Annotated in this window: 10 protein-coding genes; 4 read left to right on the forward strand and 6 right to left on the reverse strand. The window is 46.5% G+C overall.

Annotation, left to right across the window (positions count from 1 at the left end; genetic code table 11):
* Positions 1-61: 61 nt before the first annotated feature.
* Together ansA and sppA are read right to left on the reverse strand one after the other, a co-directional pair.
* Positions 62-1,075: an asparaginase gene (gene ansA, locus EZV61_RS06455; RefSeq protein WP_130565921.1), complete on the reverse strand. Its 1,014-nt coding sequence runs from the start codon at positions 1,073-1,075 to the stop codon at positions 62-64.
* Between the two features lie 87 nt (positions 1,076-1,162).
* Complete coding sequence (gene sppA / locus EZV61_RS06460) at positions 1,163-3,022, reverse strand: signal peptide peptidase SppA (protein WP_114337908.1); 1,860 nt, start codon at positions 3,020-3,022, stop codon at positions 1,163-1,165.
* Positions 3,023-3,207: 185 nt separating this feature from the next.
* Between sppA and EZV61_RS06465 the strand changes: the two genes are divergently transcribed.
* The 3 genes from EZV61_RS06465 to EZV61_RS06475 all read left to right on the forward strand — a co-directional run bounded on the left by EZV61_RS06465 (position 3,208) and on the right by EZV61_RS06475 (position 7,064).
* Positions 3,208-5,262, forward strand: coding sequence for an FAD-dependent oxidoreductase (locus EZV61_RS06465; RefSeq protein ID WP_131414666.1), 2,055 nt, complete (start codon positions 3,208-3,210; stop codon positions 5,260-5,262).
* Positions 5,263-5,370: 108 nt separating this feature from the next.
* Complete coding sequence (locus tag EZV61_RS06470) at positions 5,371-5,754, forward strand: hypothetical protein (protein ID WP_130565918.1); 384 nt, start codon at positions 5,371-5,373, stop codon at positions 5,752-5,754.
* Between the two features lie 452 nt (positions 5,755-6,206).
* Entirely contained in the window at positions 6,207-7,064 is an 858-nt protein-coding gene (locus EZV61_RS06475; protein ID WP_240695161.1) for an O-methyltransferase, read from the forward strand.
* A 596-nt stretch (positions 7,065-7,660) separates the two neighbouring features.
* On the opposite strand, the gene EZV61_RS06480 is transcribed toward EZV61_RS06475, so the two are convergent.
* Complete coding sequence (locus tag EZV61_RS06480; protein ID WP_240695155.1) at positions 7,661-9,817, reverse strand: cellulase family glycosylhydrolase; 2,157 nt, start codon at positions 9,815-9,817, stop codon at positions 7,661-7,663.
* 69 nt (positions 9,818-9,886) lie between these two features.
* Complete coding sequence (locus EZV61_RS06485) at positions 9,887-12,742, reverse strand: glycoside hydrolase family 9 protein (protein WP_131414668.1); 2,856 nt, start codon at positions 12,740-12,742, stop codon at positions 9,887-9,889.
* Positions 12,743-13,498: 756 nt separating this feature from the next.
* Between EZV61_RS06485 and EZV61_RS06490 the strand changes: the two genes are divergently transcribed.
* Positions 13,499-13,717: a hypothetical protein gene (locus tag EZV61_RS06490; RefSeq protein ID WP_131414669.1), complete on the forward strand. Its 219-nt coding sequence runs from the start codon at positions 13,499-13,501 to the stop codon at positions 13,715-13,717.
* Positions 13,718-13,833: 116 nt separating this feature from the next.
* On the opposite strand, the gene EZV61_RS06495 is transcribed toward EZV61_RS06490, so the two are convergent.
* A complete protein-coding gene (locus tag EZV61_RS06495; RefSeq protein ID WP_130565916.1) occupies positions 13,834-14,106 on the reverse strand; it encodes a hypothetical protein in 273 nt (90 codons plus the stop codon).
* Between the two features lie 161 nt (positions 14,107-14,267).
* Complete coding sequence (locus EZV61_RS06500; protein ID WP_158538004.1) at positions 14,268-15,092, reverse strand: choice-of-anchor A family protein; 825 nt, start codon at positions 15,090-15,092, stop codon at positions 14,268-14,270.
* Positions 15,093-15,218 lie beyond the last annotated feature (126 nt).

Below are 15,218 nucleotides of genomic sequence, written 5' to 3' on the forward strand. Positions count from 1 at the left end.
TAAAGGCGCCGGGTAGCGCGGAGTTTTACGGCCAGAAAGGTGTGCTGCGTCGCTAAAGGCGTTAGTGCTTACTTAGCTCGCCTCTTAAGCTTATCTGCATTTTTTCTCTTATCTGCGCAGGGGAGAGTGCTTGATTGAGTAGGTAGTGCAGTTTCGCCAGCGTGGCTTCTGTGGTCATGTCATAGCCACTGATCACACCAACATCTCGCAATGCTTGTCCTGTGGCATAACCATCCATATTGACACTGCCTTTCAGGCACTGGGTGCAGTTCACCAAAATGATCCCTTGATCCGATGCCTGCTTGAGCAGCTCGAGCATTTGCTTATGTTGCGGCGCATTCCCTACGCCATAGCTGTGTAACAGCATGGCTTTGACCGGTTGGCGTAAGATATTGGCGATCACGTCTGCAGAGATCCCTGGATATAGGCTGACCATACCGATCGGTTGCGATGTGACGGATTGAACGCGCAGAGGCCTACCTGACGGTCGTTTCACTTCGCCACTGACTAATTGGATCTGGATCCCCGCTTCAAGTAGCGGGGGAAAGTTTGGCGAACCGAAGGCATTAAAGCCATCGGCGTGGACTTTAGTTGTGCGGTTGCCACGAAATAGCGTGTGATTAAAGCACAGAGATACCTCTGGAATTGGGTAGTTGGCTGCCAAGAAAAGGGCATCCAGCAAGTTTTCTCTACCATCAGAGCGTAATTGAGCCAGCGGGATCTGTGAGCCCGTGACTACCACGGGTTTATCTAAGTCTTGCAACATAAATGACAACGCCGAGGCAGTATATGCCATGGTGTCTGTGCCATGCAGGACAACAAAACCATCATATTTGTCATAGTTACGAGCAATATCGTCAGCAATATTTTGCCAATCGGTCGGCGTCATGTCAGATGAGTCAATCAGCGGCTGATAGGCATGGATCTCAAAATCGGGCATCTCCTCACGGCGGAACTCAGGCATTTTCTGCAACACGTCTTGTAGGAAGCCGGGTTCGGGAATATAGCCATGGGCAGATTGGCGCATACCGATAGTGCCGCCTGTATAGGCGATATAAATTTTACGTCTTTTCATATTGCTAGCATACGTGAAAAGGTCGTATCTGCCATTGGCAAATACGACCTTTTTAACGTTTTTCAGATGAGAAAAATTGTTATGAGTTTAATAGATTTCGCAGCCCAGACAACGAGCATAGGCACCCATTGGATCATTTAGCTCATTCAGTACCGACAGGTCACTAAACATGCGCTTTAACTCGATCATGATCTGACTCTGGGGTTGGAAACCACTGAACTCTTGACCCTGTTCGTTAGCCATGACCATGGCACTGCCATTAAGCAGTTGATTGACCAAATGTTCTCTGAAACTCATGGGGCGCTGAACCTCATCAACATCATAAGCACTGAGACCAGCTAAATCAGCTGCTGCAGACACTGCATCTTGCAGTGTGCCCAAATTGTCTACTAAGCCGAGTTCGTATGCTTGTTTACCGCTCCAAACGCGGCCTTGAGCGATCTTGTCGACCTGCTCAGGGGTCATTTCACGTTCTTCAGCAACCAGCCCGATAAACTGGTGGTAACCGTGCTCGATGGTGCGCTGGATGATTTCGCTGACGCCAGGATCTAACGGACGGGTAATGCCTAACCCGGCAATGTCCGTTGTGCCTACGCCGTCTGTGTGCACGCCGATATGATCAAGGGCACGATCTATCGTGGTGATCATGCCGAAGATGCCGATGGAGCCAGTGATGGTGGTCGGTGCCGCCCATATCTCATCAGCACTGACAGATATCCAGTAACCACCGGAGGCTGCATAGGTACTCATTGATGCGACCACAGGTTTACCTGCTCGCTTCAGCTCTTCAACTTCGTTTCGGATCAGCTCTGAGGCGAAAGCACTACCGCCTGGGCTGTCCACGCGCAGTACAACCGCTTTAATTGCATCATCCAGCCGAGCTTGGCGAAGCAAACGCGCAGTGCTATCACCGCCAATGGTGCCCGCTGGTTGGTCACCATTTAAGATGGTGCCTTTAGCAATGACGATGCCGACGCGGTCTTTATGCTCATGGGGAGCCTGGTGTGGGCGAATAACGGCTAGATATTCTTGTAACCATACTTGGTTGAAGCTTTTGTGCTCAGGATCTTGGCCAACCACCTCAATGATCGGTTGACGCAGTTCTTCACGAGTTTTCAAGCCATCAACCAGCCCCGTGTTCAGTGCCATCTGTGCGAAGTCACCATCCACAGCTTTTAAGTTGCTTAATAGCGACTGGATGGAGAAATTCAGCTTCTCTTCGTCAAGGCCTCGTTGTGTCGCAATGTCCTGCTTGTACGCCGTCCACAGGTCATTCATCCAGGCCATATTGGCTTCTTTTGCGGCTGGCGACATATCATCACGAATATAAGGCTCTATCGCGGATTTAAAGGTACCAACGCGGAACACATGGGGCGTTACTTTTAGTTTTTCCAACAACGATTTGAAGTAGGTGCGATAGCGCCCGAAGCCTTCCAGCATCACCATGCCTTGGGGGTTGAGATAGACCTCATCCGCATGGGCGGCTAGATAATATTGATGTTGTGCGTAGTAGTCACCGATAGAAAACACCGGCTTGCCGGAAGCTTTGAATGCCTCAATGGCGGCACCGATCGCTTGCAACTTGTTGAGGCCAGTGGGCGCCATGTCACGGGTTTCGATGACTAATGCTTTGATGCGTTGGTCATGTTGAGCGTTTTCGATGGCGAAGATTATATCTTTGAGTAGCGTTTCTTTTGGCTTCTCTTTACCGCCTAATAACTGTTTAGTGAAGGCTTCTGCGGGATCAACTGATACTTTTTGCTCTACCACATTGCCTTGAATACTCAGTATTAAGGCTGCTTTTTCGGGCATGCTAGGCCCTTTGTCAGCAAATAGGGTGGTGAGGAACACCAGCAGGAAGACCACAAACAACAAGTTGGTTAATACCGAACGGGTGGTGGTCAGCGCTTTGCCAATAAAGCTGAAAAACTTCTTTAGATATTTCATCAAATCTTCTAATCCGATTAGGGCACACTGAAATGTTAAATCCTTGTGGGCAAGTAACGTAACGGAATTTGTAAATAATTGTAATTACCAGATGTAGCAAATTAGAACTATGCCACTTGCCGACAACTGGTATGACCATTAAGCTGGGTACAACAAAAACAATAAATGAAAGATGACCCTACACCATGACAAACAAAAGCTATCCCAACTTACTGACTCCCCTCGACTTGGGTTTTACCTCTCTACGTAATCGAGTGTTGATGGGTTCAATGCACACCGGCTTGGAAGAGGAGCGGGGTGGTTTTGATAAATTGGCGGCTTTTTATGCCGCCCGTGCCAAAGGTGGGGTTGGCTTAATTGTGACGGGGGGGATCTCACCAAATTTTCGGGGCCGCCTAGCTCCCCATAGTTCACAGCTCAGCTTTGGCTTTCAGGTGGCTAAACATCGAAAGGTTACAGATGCCGTACATCAGCATGACGGCAAGATCTGCTTGCAGATCTTGCATGCGGGGCGTTATGCCTATCACCCATTTTCTGCTGCACCCAGCGCCATCAAGGCGCCAATCAACCCATTTAAGCCAAAAGCGATGACTGACGGTATGGTCAAACGCACGATCAAGCAGTTTGCTAAAACAGCGACACTGGCGCAGAAAGCGGGCTATGACGGCGTTGAGGTGATGGGATCAGAAGGTTATCTGATCAATCAGTTTGTTTGCCCGCGTACCAACAAACGTAACGACCAGTGGGGCGGTTCGCTGGAAAACCGTATGCGCTTTCCATTGGAGATCATCAAAGCGATCCGTGCTCAGGTTGGTAAAGAATTTATTATTGTATTCCGGTTGTCGATGCTGGAACTGGTCGATCAAGGGGTGAGTATGAAAGAGCTGCCTACGATGGCTAGGTGGCTGGAGCAAGTTGGCGTTACCATCATTAACACGGGGATCGGCTGGCATGAAGCACGGGTACCAACCATCGCAACCAGTGTTCCCCGCGCTGCATTTAGTTGGGTTACGGCCAAACTAAAAGATGAAGTCTCGATACCTTTAGTTACAACTAATAGAATTAATGATCCGCAAGTGGCTGAGGATATCCTCACCCGAGGCGATGCCGATATGGTGTCGATGGCGAGGCCTATGTTGGCTGATGCTGACTTTGTTAACAAGGCTGCTGCCGGCCAAGCGGAAGCGATTAATACCTGTATCGCTTGTAACCAAGCCTGTCTCGACCATGTATTTAAAGGCAAGCGTGCCAGTTGTTTAGTCAATCCTCTGGCATGTTATGAAACTGAATTAGTCATTAAACCTGCGATACAAGCCAAACGCGTCGCAGTGATCGGTGCCGGCCCTGCGGGCTTGTCGGCGGCTTGTTATGCAGCGGAGCGTGGTCATCAAGTTATGTTGTTTGACAAAGATAACGATATTGGCGGGCAGTTCAATTACGCCAAGCAGATCCCCGGCAAAGAGGAGTTTTACGAAACCCTACGTTACTTCCGTCATCGTTTGATGATCGCGGGGGTTGAGCAATGCTTAGGGGAAGCGCAAACCTGTGAGTCACTGTTATCGCAACAATTCGACGAAATTATCATCGCTACGGGGATTACGCCACGAACGCCACCGATCCCAGGTATCGATCACGATAAGGTGTTGGGTTATCTCGATGTGTTGCGAGAGCATCAACCGGTAGGGGAAAAGGTCGCGATTATTGGTGCTGGTGGCATTGGCTTTGATGTAGCGGAGTATCTGGTTGAAGGGCATCCATCGACGACCACCGATTTACCTCGCTGGTTAGATACCTGGGGTATAGATCCGGCATTGGCTACGCCAGGTGGTTTAAAAGAAAAGCCTGATATAAAGCAGGCAAGTGAAAGTAAACAAGATAAATCGCACCGTCAGATATATCTGCTGCAACGAAAAAGCAGTAAAGTAGGCGCCGGTCTGGGCAAAACGACTGGCTGGATCCACAGGGCAGCACTGAAGCAACATGGCGTTAAGATGATGGCAGCCGTGCAATATCTGAGAATTGATGACGATGGTTTACATATTGAAGTTGAAGGTCAGCAGCAACTGCTGAATGTTGATCATGTTATTCTCTGCGCGGGACAAGAATCAAAGCGCGATCTTTATGACGAGTTGTTACAGCAAGGTGCGTCAGTGCATTTGATTGGTGGTGCGAAACTGGCGTCAGAACTTGATGCTAAACGTGCTATTCGTGACGGTGCTGAAGTCGCTGCTGCCCTTTAAATCGAAAGACGCATAATTCAATAAACGCTTTAATGAATACTGTGCCGCGTTAACTCCGCGGCCAATAGCTATGGAATAAGAGAAACGGTAATGCGAAGACAGTTGATAATGTTTGTTATGGCAATTCTGCTGTCTGCCTGCACCACAACCCGTTATGTGGCTGTGCCCGTATCTGAACCTGACGCAGAGTTGGGTAAACGCCAAGCCTGGCTGACTGGTATTGAAAGCGGTGACACTTTGGTTTTACACACCCATGAGGGGAAAAGCTATTTCTTTACCCTCGACAAGGTCTTGCACTCAGACGACTCCGTTGGTTTTATCCCTAAAGATCGACCCTCAATGGTGGAGATCCACCAAATGGAAGGGCGCAAAAAGATGGAGCCGGTTATTTCGGCTGATGATGCAACACCCGTCGGAGAAACCGAGTTCCAACTTCCGTGGTGGTCTCCGAGCGTTATTGCTGGTGCTGCGGCATTGCTGTTGTTGTTATAGAAGTTATATTTTCCTCTCTCTATTATTTAGTATATTCCTGATTTTACTATTTAAAACCTTCAAGTTTTATCAAAAACAAATGTGAGAATATCATTTTAAATAAACACTTTATTTACTAATTAGCGCACCATTGAGGTGGGTTTGTTTAGTGATTGACGCTCTCTAAATTAGTGATTGTTTTATTTATTTGAAGTTATCTAAATTTCTTGACCTTTATCATATTTTTTGAAATTCTTTAAGAGACTTATTCTTAGGGAAGAATCCTCATTAGCTGCAATGGATGTGTAGCAGTTTTGCTGGCCTGTTTTTTCAGCTTTCTTACATTCCTATATGCAGTTCTGAGTTGAGTAGTTTCTAATTTATTACAAAAGGCGTTTGTTTAACCCAAGTTAAGCCATTGGTGTTGTATACGTTTTTTGCTTTAAGCCTCACAATTGGGAGCGAAAGTGAATATGAGAAATTGGTTAAAACAGATACCTCTTGCGGCAAATGCTTATAAGAAAATAAATATGTTTGCGCGCAATAATTCAAATGCCTCTATTATCGAACGATTAGGAGAGTTGGAATTAGGGAAAGCTGGTGAGATTAGAGAAGTACTTTTGAGAAGCCAGCAACCACTTGCTGAGTTTGAACAGCGGTGGATTGATCAAATAGAACAGCAACGTGAGCGCCTTTTAAAGTGCCGGACTTCTTTAAACGATGGTAGCCTTGGGCGAGCGGGCTTGTATGATGACAATGTATCAATTAGAGATGCCTGCTTGGTCAGTAAGCCGCCTGCACCCGGCCGCCTTCTTTTCTTGTTGGCACAATCAGTTAAACCGCTTAATGTTATTGAGTTGGGAACTAATGTAGGTCTTTCTTCCGCTTTTATCGGCGCAGGCTTAAAAGCAGGGGGGGGCGAGGGTAGATTGTTTACTTTGGATGCCTCGCCCTATCGTCAGAGGTTGGCTAGGGAAGTGCATCAAGCTATCAGATTAGATAATGTAAATTATATTGAAGGGCTTTTTAGTGAAACCTTATCGTCGGCGTTATCCCAAATGGGAACTGTCGATTTGGCATTTATTGATGGTCATCACCAATATCAGCCTACATTGGATTATTTTGAAGAGATACTGAAGTGCTCAACGCCGAATACGATCTTTGTTTTTGACGATATAAGGTGGTCAGACGGTATGAAAAAGGCATGGGAACGGATTCAGTTGGACGATAGGTTAGGCGTAGTCGTCGATCTTTCCTCTGTAGGGATTTGTACACGTCAACATGACGCCAAAAGAAATCGATATGTTTCAGATCCTATTTATCTATTTTAATTGCATTACTCTTATTTTTCTTTGCGAGTTCCTACTATAGCTGTATTAATTGATCTGCTCGTTTCGGGTTGTTTCGAAGATATTTTCTGATCGCTCTAACGGTTTATTGCTCACTTTGCTTTAGAACACCTAACCGTTTTAGCTTTCTTGCAGTCGTGCTTGTGTCTTTTGCTGATTGCGATGGCGTTACTTGGCGCTGGCGGATGATTCTTCCACTAGCGGGTTATCCATTTTTTTAGTTAGTTAAACCTGTTATGTCAGTGTCAAAAGCTATGCTCTACTCGCTGTTCACCTAAGGCGGGATCGCGAACGTTTATTGAATAGATCTCAGTACTGATTGACGCAGTTCGTCGGCTCTGATCTTATGCTCTCTTTTTGGGGCCAGTATCTTACCGATCGATTTATTCAAAGAACATTTTCAAGCCGTTGAAGTTCCTCGTCAGAGCGCCAAAGTGACCTATTCATTGTTCGATGTGGTGTTTTAGTCGCCTATGCGCCGAGCTCCACATATGCGGGGCTCGGCTGTTCAGTCGATCGTCATAAATGTTGCGGTAGGCGCTTTTTCCTACGCACTCCGCAACACTTGAACTAAGCGACTATTCCACGTGACATGTCGGCTCGCTAAAGTCGCCACTGTGGCTACCTTGCAGACCAAATGAGGTGCTTTGGCCCGGATTGATATTGCCGTTATAGGACACGTTGCTTACCTTGATTGATTGCGCTTCGGCTGAGAATTCGCCGTTCCAACCATTAACCAAAGCGACAGCGGTGGGGAATTCAAGTACCACACGCCATGCCGTCACTTTGTCACCGCTGTTGTTGCTGACCTTAATGTTGTTGAGAACGAAGCCTGAATGCCAGACATCAACCGATCCCAGCTCACAAGACACTTCACCGCTTTCAACGGCAGCCACTTCAATCATGGTACGGTCGCTGACCTGCAATGACTGCTGTTGATCATCCAGTGCGGTGACTACCAGCTCATAGCTGCCGGCCGTCGCTGGTGCGTTGATCTGACCACGCATACCATCAAAGCGCATGGTTTCGCCGCCCAATACTGCCTCAAAACCAGCCGCATCATTTAAAGACACTTCTATGTTAATGGGTGCATTGACTTCAACTTGAGTACCATCGGTAGGGGATTTTAGGCCAATCTCAGGGTTCAAAGGTGCTTCTTGAACCGCGGTCAAAGACACGGAATCCATTTCAGATAGTTCAGTTCCAGCGTTATCGACCGCCACTAGCTTAATGGTGAAGTTACCTTCATCAGCAGGCGCTTTCACACTGACGCTGCCCGTGGCTGGGCCTGTTTTTACGAACTTACCATCCACATAAACGTTTACTTTCTCGGCTTTGGTTAAGTTGTAACCAATATTGACGTTGGCTCCAGCCATTACCTGACTACCCGCTTGCGGCGATAAGATGGTGACCGACGTGGTTTGGTTCTGGTAATACTCATTCAGGCTAAGGCCTGTTTTACTGCTGCCCAAAGCGATCTGGTGATCTAAACCAATGAATTTACCTTGTTCATTTTTCCATAAGCTAGGCTCAAACAGGGCGTACTTTTCTTCATCCCATGTTGTCCAATCATGGTCCAACAAACCACCGGTGTCGCCAGAGTTCGGGTTGATACACCAGAAAGTATGGTGCAGGCGGTTTTCAATGATCAGGTCACGCATTGCAACCATCCATGTTTCATTGTCTCCACCATCCATGAAGCCGCCCCATTCACCAATCAATAGCGGGGCAATGTTGTCTTCATGAATGAACATCCAGTTGTCTTTCCAGACATCTTTATAGAGTGAATCCTTATTAAATCCGGCATAGAACCAAGGCTGCTTGTGAACCAATGGGCCGTAATCATGGGGCGAATACATAAACTGACTTTGGCGGTCGCCTAAATCAACTGGGTAATCTTTCACGCCGCGCAGGTTTCCGCCCCACCAAGTGCTGTGGTAGCTATCATCGTTACGGCTAGTCCATGTTTTACCATCCACAGGGAAAGACTCAATACCCTCACACATCACCAACATATTTGGGTTGATGTCGAGAATACGGTTTGCCGCCGTTTCGCAGGCATATTTCCAGTTATTTTCGTCGCTGGAGTTATCCCATTTGGCAAATTCGCTGTCTGCCCAAGGTTTGCCATGGGGCTCATTCTCTAAATCAAACGCAATAATGGTGTCATCATTTTTATAACGCTCAGTTACCCACTCCCATGTGGAGTAGAACACCTCTGACGTCATTTCACCCTTATACCAAAGCGGTGCAAAGTGACCCATGTTGTCGGCTTCGGCACTATGAACATCGAGTAAGATTTTTAAACCGACTTTTTTCGACGCAACGACCATGGCATCGAAAACATCCAGTGAGGTCGCATTGGCAAGATCTGGATTAGTGTGGCTATTTACTTGCGCTTTAGATGCCTGACCATTCTGCCATTCATAAAGCAACTCTGTAGAGATAGGTACTCGCAGGATGTTAATCCCACGATCGGCAATGCTTTGCAGCGTATTCTCTAGATTGACAGACCAAAGGCCGTGAAATACACGCTCAGTGGTATTGAAACCAAACCAGTTGGCACCTGTCATCCAAACTGTATTGCCGTACATGTCTTTAACTTGATTACCTTCTACGTGCAGCCAGTCGTCGTTGTTTGTCGACTGTGCTGCGATAGCACCAACACTCAATGAGGTAAACAGTGCGGCCGAAGTAAGCTGAGACAATAAATTCCGTTTAAATTTCTTCATCATATTTCTTCATTTTTGTTTGATATTGGCTGCCCTTGCGAGCAGCCGTTCGGTGGACGATCTATCAAAAATTTACTTATCTAGCTGGCAATCAGGGGCAGTAAAATTACCGCCGTGCTCACCTTGCAAGCCAAAGCTGGTACTTTGTCCGGGTTGGATTTTGCTGTTGTAAGACATATGGCTAACGTGAAGCACGCGGCCATTACTTGTCATCTCCATCACACCATTCCAACCATTCACAAAGGCAACAGATTCGTTGAACAACAGTTTCACTTTCCAACCATCAATAGCTTCGTTGCCGTTATTGGTGATGCTGATGTTGTTTAAAACAAATCCGCTGTGCCACTGATCTACGGAACCAATCTGGCAGCTGATATCTCCTGGTTGTACCGGATCAATTGGATCGACAGGATCAACCGGATCTACGGGATCAGCTTCTTCAACCACGGTCAGTCTTAAACTGTCTTGTGCGGCAAGTTCTTCACCTTGTTCATCAGTGCTTACCACAGTGATTTCAATTTGCGTTGCTTGATCTGGTATCTGTACTTTGATCGAACCATTACCCACACGGCTATCAATCAAAATACCGTCTACGTAAAGGTTGGCGCCATGGGCATTCTTTAAATTAATGCGTACATCAATTGACTCACCGGCTTTCACTTCACCGCCATCCGCGGGTGATGTGATTGCTACGGCAGGGATGATTGGCGCAGCCACCTGTACTGTCACGTCAGCGGCAGAAGACACTGCGCCATCGTTATCAACCACAGTAAAGCTGAACTTATCGTCACCGAAGAAACCGTTGTCAGGCGTATATTGCGCGATATCACCGTCGATACTGACTACACCTTGCTGCGGCTGCATCGCCACTTGGTACTTAGCGATGGAACCATCACTATCGCTACCCATCAGCATGGCCTGTACCGGTGTTTCATAAGCGGTGACTAGTTGTGCCCCTTTGGCTACTGGCGCACAGTTGATACCCGTGCTGTCACCACAAGAGGCACTCGGCTCTTCACCCCAAACTAAGGTGTCACCATCGTAGAGCGCGATCTTCGGTGCGTTCTTGGTGCCTGAACCGTAGTTATCCCACGAAGGGTCATTGCTGTTATCCCAATCAGAACGATTGGTATTGGTGGGTAGAGACAAACGGAACTGCACCTCTTTTTTCGAGGCTGATTGGCCACCCGGATAAACGTCGACACCTTCTAAACTAACTTCGGCGTAGTACAGGTTGTCAGCTTTATCTCCCCAGGCGTGTAAACCGGAGATGCCCGAACCTTGAGAATATGCTGTTGATACAGATACGTCATTCGCGGTGTAGCCAGCGTCATAAACTTCGGTTAAATCAACCCAGTAACGAAACTTCAAGTTACTGGTTGTTCTTGCAGGCCAAGCAGTGTGGTTGTGCACCTTTGTACTTAGCTCGATATAACGTGGACCTTCAGAGTTAACCTTGGCTTCAACAAATAATTCGGTATCACGGACTTCCGCTACTGGGAACTGAGATGCCGGAATCGGTGTGCCACCCTCATCTAGCCACAAGCGTGCTAGCGCAGAGGTAAAGCCCGCGTTGTAATCTGTCGCTACTTCATTCTTAACATAATCACCACGATCATCGGTCCATGAATCATCCAAACCAGGACCACCCACCAGCGCACCAACCAAGAGGTGACGGTTTTCCACTGGCTGACTAGAGCTGTCATTCCACGTACCGTGGGCAGTACGATGATGTGGCTTAGTTGGATAGTAATTGCCGTAACCGATCTGGTAAGAGATATTCAGCGGGTTATCACCCAAGATGTAATCTAACTGACCCTTGGCAAAGTTATAGTAGATATCTGCTTTGTCTTTTTTCAGGTCGCGAGACTTCAAGTAATCTGAGTACACGAGTGCTGCAAAAGAAGTATTAGCGGTGTAGCGCGCCGCGCCCCAAGTATCGAGGAATGCCATACCGCCCGGTGTATAACGTACTTTGCTGCCTTTATAACCCACGGTCCAATAATCCAACCAGCGCTCAGCGTCAGCCTGATATTCAGACTCATCGGTGAGTGATGCCATCAGTACGTACGAACCGTACGCCTTATCATCCCAGGCTTGTCCCCACTTGTATGACTTAGTATTGGTTTGAGACTCTGTCCCTAGATGCTTATATTCGTCCTTTGCTTTGACTAGAAACTCGCTATCACCGGTGGCGCGATAAAGCCAAAGTGCGCCCCATACTAATTCGTCCTGATAGCCGCTCCAGGAATTATAGAAAGCTTTAGCATCAGTGATCGAATCAGAGTATTTACCGCGATATTTATCGGCGAAACTGTAAAGTTGTTTTGCGTGGGTCAGTAACGTTGCGGCATAAGTGGGATCAGTTTGTTTAAACACGATTGAGATAGCTGCTAACGCCGCAGCGGTTTCGCCTGCCAAGTCTGAGCCGGGGTTCTGAGCATCGACCTTGTAGGAAGGGCGTTGCATACGCATCACTTCCGCAGCTCCCCACCATGAGTGGTCAACTGAGCCTTTACCTACTTGGCCGTAAAGCACGTTAGGAGCAACATGGGCTTTCACAAAGTAGTCAGCAACAAAGCGTAAGTTGTTTTCAATATGTGTTAATTGGCCGGTTTGCTCGTAAGCATCCCGGTAATCAACGACACCCCATGCCAGCATGGTCGCTGTAGCTGCCATTGGAAAACCAAATTTAACGTGGTCTCCGGCATCATACCAACCGCCTGTTAGGTCAACATTGTTGTCTTGACCATCCTGCATTGCAGAATCACCGCGCCATTCATTTCTGTTCCATGATGGGATAGCACCTGATTGCTGTGCTTCATAGAAATAAATAGATTTTTGTAGTGCTTCACCATAATTGTGGGCAACGGCCATGGGGATCTGGCTAAATGCCAGTGTTGCGAGAAATAATTTAGATAATTTCATATCAAAATTTCTTATCCTTGAATTTAAAGTAGCGCTATAAAACCGCATCACGCATCCATTACGCAAATAGCTACAAAAGAAAACACTAATTAAATCCATTTAAAAAATTGTAACAACTGCGTAACCTTTATAATAAACATATTTAACTTAAGACATCAAAAAAGTAATTAACTCAAATGTCTATATCTATTTGTTTAGTTATTACGAATGTTTTTAATTTAGAGTGGAGTGCGCGCAGTTTTTTATTGGGTGAGCATCTGTTTAATTAGCATTGGGTTTATTAATTTATATGCGTTCATTTAAACAAGGTTTAATTAATTGCTAATAAGCGGCGCCGGTATAATTAAGGATTTATATCTGCGTTGTTATTTACTTCGTTATCTAATTTATTATGCGTGTATTAAAGCTTTGTATTTAACATTTCTTTGTTCCTTATCATTAATTGGATTATTTTGTGCAATGATCCGACAAACTCAAGAGGGAAAGATAGGTTGGCGACGATGCTATCCCCGGTATCCCAGAAAAACCTGGCTAGGCGAGACGAGCATTGCTGACACAGGGCTAGAGCTAAGTCATCAGCCGAATACGACTTGCGAATGCGCTGATGCGGGCGGGTGTATTTGTGCTTGCAGGCTCCATTAGATGGCTGCTAAAGCAATACCTAAATTATTAGTGGCGAAGTAACGGAAGGCTTTAACCATATTCCATCAACATGGCATTGTGTTGTGAATAAGTAGAACTTTGGCGGCGCTGTAGATGACTTCTAAAGTTGGGAGTGTTGATACCTTAACTGATAGTTTGATTGTCGTCGCTTATAGAAAAATAGTCACTGTTAAAAGTCTGTTCATGTTCAACTGCATAGCAAGTGAAAATGAACCAAATTATTACTATTGCCATAGCAACAGTGAAGCTGATTATAAGGTGTTTATTACCGGTATATTTGAAGCGGATGCGGGCTTAGGCAGTGAGTTGTAAGCTAACTTTGGCCAGCTAATGGGTACTAATTCTAATGCCGATCTCGTATCAATGTTGATTTCTAATATTAATACTTAAATATCGTGGTGCACTAGTGACATTAAGTGAGTCGGCGCTTAGTCTTTTTTATCTGCTCTTGCCCGTTGCTCGGCCATCTCCAACCACAGTTTAATTAGCTGTGCGGCCTGTTTTGGATGATTTCGAATATACTTTCTTATCTCCCGTACCGTGTCTTGTTCACTTTGTTTTAGTACGCCTAAGCGGCGAAGTTTATTTTCCGCTTCTGTGGGCTTTTTTATTGTGTTTGCTACGGAACCTGAACCACTACGTTTTCGCACGATTTTGCCGCTGGCCGGTGCTTTTTTTGATTTCTTTAGCCAGTTAAACATCAGGCAGCAGCGCTTCTTTTTGACGAGGAGAGGTGACTTAAATTTAGTTAACTGGTTTAGGGGCGTCCAGTTATGGTGGGCATGGTATTGAAGCCACTGCAACATGCAGGATCAAAAAAGGCTCCGCGAGGAGCCTTTTACGTTTGCCTTAACCGAATCGATTATGATTGACGACGCAGTACTAGACCACCAAAGCAAGCCAAAAGCATAAATGCAAAAGTAGCTGGCGTGGGTACTTCAACCGTTGGCGGGTTGAATAGGAACTGATGAAACTCCCGTCCGCCGGTATAGGACTTAGCTGCAACGCTGCCGTCGAATACTGCGCCACCACTCACATCCGCGCCAATAGCAAGGACTGAGCCGGACATAGCGATACTATTAAAATTGACTGAATCGGCTTCGTAGAAGTTCCAAAGGATGTTTTCTGCACCAAATTCGTAGGGGCGGAAGCCATCAACCAGATTAACGCCTCCTTCTACTAGAATATCTGCGCCAGAAACGTTGATAATGACGGTCTCAGCTAAGCCGTAGTCTAGTGATAGACTGGAGTTCTGGGCGAAGATATCTGCAGCGCTGACATCAAATACTGCCAGAGCGTCCGTACCATCGTATTCGAATGTTTTTGTTACGCTGTTGAAACTGGCATTTTCGCTTAATCCAGCATAGAACGAAGACTCTGAATTTAGCTCACTCACAATGCTGTCAATATTGAAGCTAGCATCATAATTAACAGTGCCACCGCCATTCATATTGATATTGCCAACGTTCAGGTTGCCAGCATGACGCACATCGCCGCGCTCTATGGTCAGATTTGTTGCCGTGATGTCTCCAACGACAGACAGGGCATCACCATCTTCGGTAATACGTGAGCCGAAGACTGCGCCGAAACCTTCGGCATTTAGATTACCGCCGACTAGCGTACGTCCTTCAACGTCACCGCCCTCGAAGTTGTAATCCTGCTGCAAAATAAGGTTGTACGTGCTCATTGGGCTAGCGCTAGCTACACCACAAACAACAAGAGAGCTGGAAAGACAAAAAGTCTTGAAAATAGCTTTGAAAGATTGAGAATTCATGCGCAAGTCCTTAGGCACATTCGATAGACTCGTACATGT

This window comes from Corallincola luteus (assembly GCF_004336975.1).
GTDB lineage: Bacteria > Pseudomonadota > Gammaproteobacteria > Enterobacterales > Neiellaceae > Corallincola > Corallincola holothuriorum.

Bases quoted from the DNA above. Each gene is read 5' to 3' on its own strand.
- ansA (WP_130565921.1), bottom strand. From the start codon at position 1,075: ATGAAAAGACGTAAAATTTATATCGCCTATACAGGCGGCACTATCGGT.
- sppA (WP_114337908.1), bottom strand. From the start codon at position 3,022: ATGAAATATCTAAAGAAGTTTTTCAGCTTTATTGGCAAAGCGCTGACC.
- EZV61_RS06465 (WP_131414666.1), top strand. From the start codon at position 3,208: ATGACAAACAAAAGCTATCCCAACTTACTGACTCCCCTCGACTTGGGT.
- EZV61_RS06470 (WP_130565918.1), top strand. From the start codon at position 5,371: ATGTTTGTTATGGCAATTCTGCTGTCTGCCTGCACCACAACCCGTTAT.
- EZV61_RS06475 (WP_240695161.1), top strand. From the start codon at position 6,207: ATGAGAAATTGGTTAAAACAGATACCTCTTGCGGCAAATGCTTATAAG.
- EZV61_RS06480 (WP_240695155.1), bottom strand. From the start codon at position 9,817: ATGATGAAGAAATTTAAACGGAATTTATTGTCTCAGCTTACTTCGGCC.
- EZV61_RS06485 (WP_131414668.1), bottom strand. From the start codon at position 12,742: ATGAAATTATCTAAATTATTTCTCGCAACACTGGCATTTAGCCAGATC.
- EZV61_RS06490 (WP_131414669.1), top strand. From the start codon at position 13,499: ATGACTTCTAAAGTTGGGAGTGTTGATACCTTAACTGATAGTTTGATT.
- EZV61_RS06495 (WP_130565916.1), bottom strand. From the start codon at position 14,106: ATGTTTAACTGGCTAAAGAAATCAAAAAAAGCACCGGCCAGCGGCAAA.
- EZV61_RS06500 (WP_158538004.1), bottom strand. From the start codon at position 15,092: ATGAGCACGTACAACCTTATTTTGCAGCAGGATTACAACTTCGAGGGC.